The following is a 2,426-nucleotide window of genomic DNA, read 5'->3' on the forward strand; positions in this document are numbered from 1 at the left end:
TTTAATGTGTCCACTACTTTATACTAACACCATTTATATGAACAAATAATAAATGAATAAATCTTAGAAAATAAAAGAAAGAGGTTGATTTATAATGAAAGAAACATTGGAAAGAATAAAAAAGTTTAGAGATGATAGAGATTGGCAGCAATTTCATACGCCATCTAATTTAGCAAAAGCAATAGCTATAGAATCAGGAGAATTATTAGAAGAATTTTTATGGGATAATGATAATTTTAATTTGCAAAATGTAAAAGAAGAATTGGCTGATGTTATGATTTACTGTATACATATGGCTAATGCTTTAGATGTTAATATTGAAGATATAATAAATATGAAAATGGATAAAAATGAATTGAAGTATCCAGTTGAAAAGGCAAAAGGAAAAAGCACTAAATATACAGAATTATAAATATGAAGAAAAATATTAAGGAAATAGGTATTAAATATGATTATATATAAAGCAAGTAAAAGAGAGTTTATTGAGCATGTTGATAATGATAGTATAAGTATAGTAATAGAAAAAGCATATAGAGAAAAGGTTGGAAAAGTAAGTTTAGCAGAAAAAAGAGCATGGAAAAATTCTATGCTGTATATGTATAAGGCTCTTAATGTTTCAGAGATACCTAATGATGCAACCATTGCCATTGAGTATAGAATACCTGCAACATCAATGAGAATAGATTTTATTATTTCAGGTGTAGATAAAGAAGATAAGCAAAATGTTGTTATAATTGAATTAAAACAATGGGAAAGTATTGAAAAAGTTGAAGATGAAAATGCAATAGTTAAAACATTTATTAATAAGGGTATAAGAAGAACAACACATCCATCTTATCAAGCATGGACTTATGCTTGTGCTATAGAAGATTATAATGAAGCGGTAGAAAAAAATAAGATATTATTACATCCATGTGCATATCTACATAATTATATTAAACATGAGGATAATGATCCTATAGTAGATAGTTGCTATGATGAATATTTAGAAAAAGCTCCTGTATATGTTCAAGGGGAAGTTAAAAAACTTAGGGAATTTATATGCAGATATGTTTATAAAGGAGATGAAGGAAAAGGTTTATATAGTATAGAAGGTGGAAAAATAAAACCATCAAAATCTTTACAAGATGCATTAGTGTTAATGCTTGATGGAAATGAAGAATTTAAATTAATTGATGCTCAAAAAGTTGTTTTTGAGAGAATAAGAAAAACAGCCATGAAAAAAATTATGAGCGGAGAAAAAAACGTGTTTATAATTAAAGGTGGACCTGGTACTGGAAAATCAGTATTAGCTATTAATTTATTAGTAAAGTTAAATTCAGCAGGATATATAACACAATATGTATCTAAAAATTCAGCTCCTAGAGAAGTATATTCATTAAAACTTAAAGGAAATTATACACAGAAATATATAGGAAATCTATTTAAAGGATCTGGAAGCTATGTTGAAGCTAAAGAAAATGAAATAGATGTTTTACTTGTGGATGAGGCACATAGATTAAATGAAAAATCAGGACTGTTTCAAAATAAAGGTGAAAATCAAATTAAAGAAATAATAAATGCATCAAAATTAGCTGTATTTTTTATTGATGAAGCTCAAAGAGTTACATTAAATGATATTGGATCAGTTGAGGAAATAAAGAAATATGCAAATATATTAGGTGCAAAAGTTCATGAAGATACTTTAACAGCACAATTTAGATGTAATGGTTCAGATGGATATTTAAATTGGTTAAATGATGTTTTAGAAATTAAGGAAACTGCTAATTTCGATGGATTTGATTTTAATTATGACTTACAAGTAGTAGATAATCCTACTGAAATGAGAAAAATGATAGAAGAGAAAAATAAAGTAAACAATAAATCAAGACTATTGGCAGGTTATTGTTGGAAGTGGGAAAGTAAAAAGGATTTTAATAAGTATGATATAGTATTTCCAGAGTATGATTTTAAAATGAAGTGGAACTTAGCTGCTAAAGAACCATGGGCTATAGGAAAAAACTCTGTAAATGAAATTGGATGTATTCACACATGTCAAGGACTTGAATTTGATTATGTTGGAGTTATTATTGGGGAGGATATAAGATATGAAAATGGAAAGATAATAACAGATTTTACAAAGAGAGATAGTGGAGATAAGAGCATAAAAGGAATTAAGAAATTATATAAGGAAAATAAGGAAGAGGCATTGGCTAAAGCTGATGAAATAATAAAGAATACTTATAGAGTATTATTAACTAGGGGAATGAAGGGCTGTTATATTTATTGTAGAGATGAGGCACTTCAAAATTATTTAAAAGAAAGAAGTAATATGATAAGTAGAAATATTAGCTATAAGGATGTTGAAGCTGAATATAAAATAAATGCATAAATATATTATTAAAATATAAAATACATTAAATACAGGGACTGTTGAAAGAATTGTG

2 protein-coding genes are annotated in these 2,426 nt (G+C 26.9%); both read left to right on the top strand.

Features of this window, described 5'->3' with window-relative positions:
- Positions 1 to 94 precede the first annotated feature (94 nt).
- Positions 95 to 412 (top strand): nucleotide pyrophosphohydrolase, encoded by a 318-nt coding sequence (locus Q5O44_RS11620; protein WP_022168595.1) that lies wholly within the window; start codon positions 95 to 97, stop codon positions 410 to 412.
- 36 nt (positions 413 to 448) lie between these two features.
- Positions 449 to 2,371, top strand: coding sequence for a DUF2075 domain-containing protein (locus Q5O44_RS11625; protein WP_022168596.1), 1,923 nt, complete (start codon positions 449 to 451; stop codon positions 2,369 to 2,371).
- Positions 2,372 to 2,426 lie beyond the last annotated feature (55 nt).

Origin of the sequence: Clostridium sp. CAG:221, from assembly GCA_000435835.1 — a bacterium.
In the GTDB taxonomy this organism is placed as follows: Bacteria; Bacillota; Clostridia; order Clostridiales; family Clostridiaceae; genus Clostridium.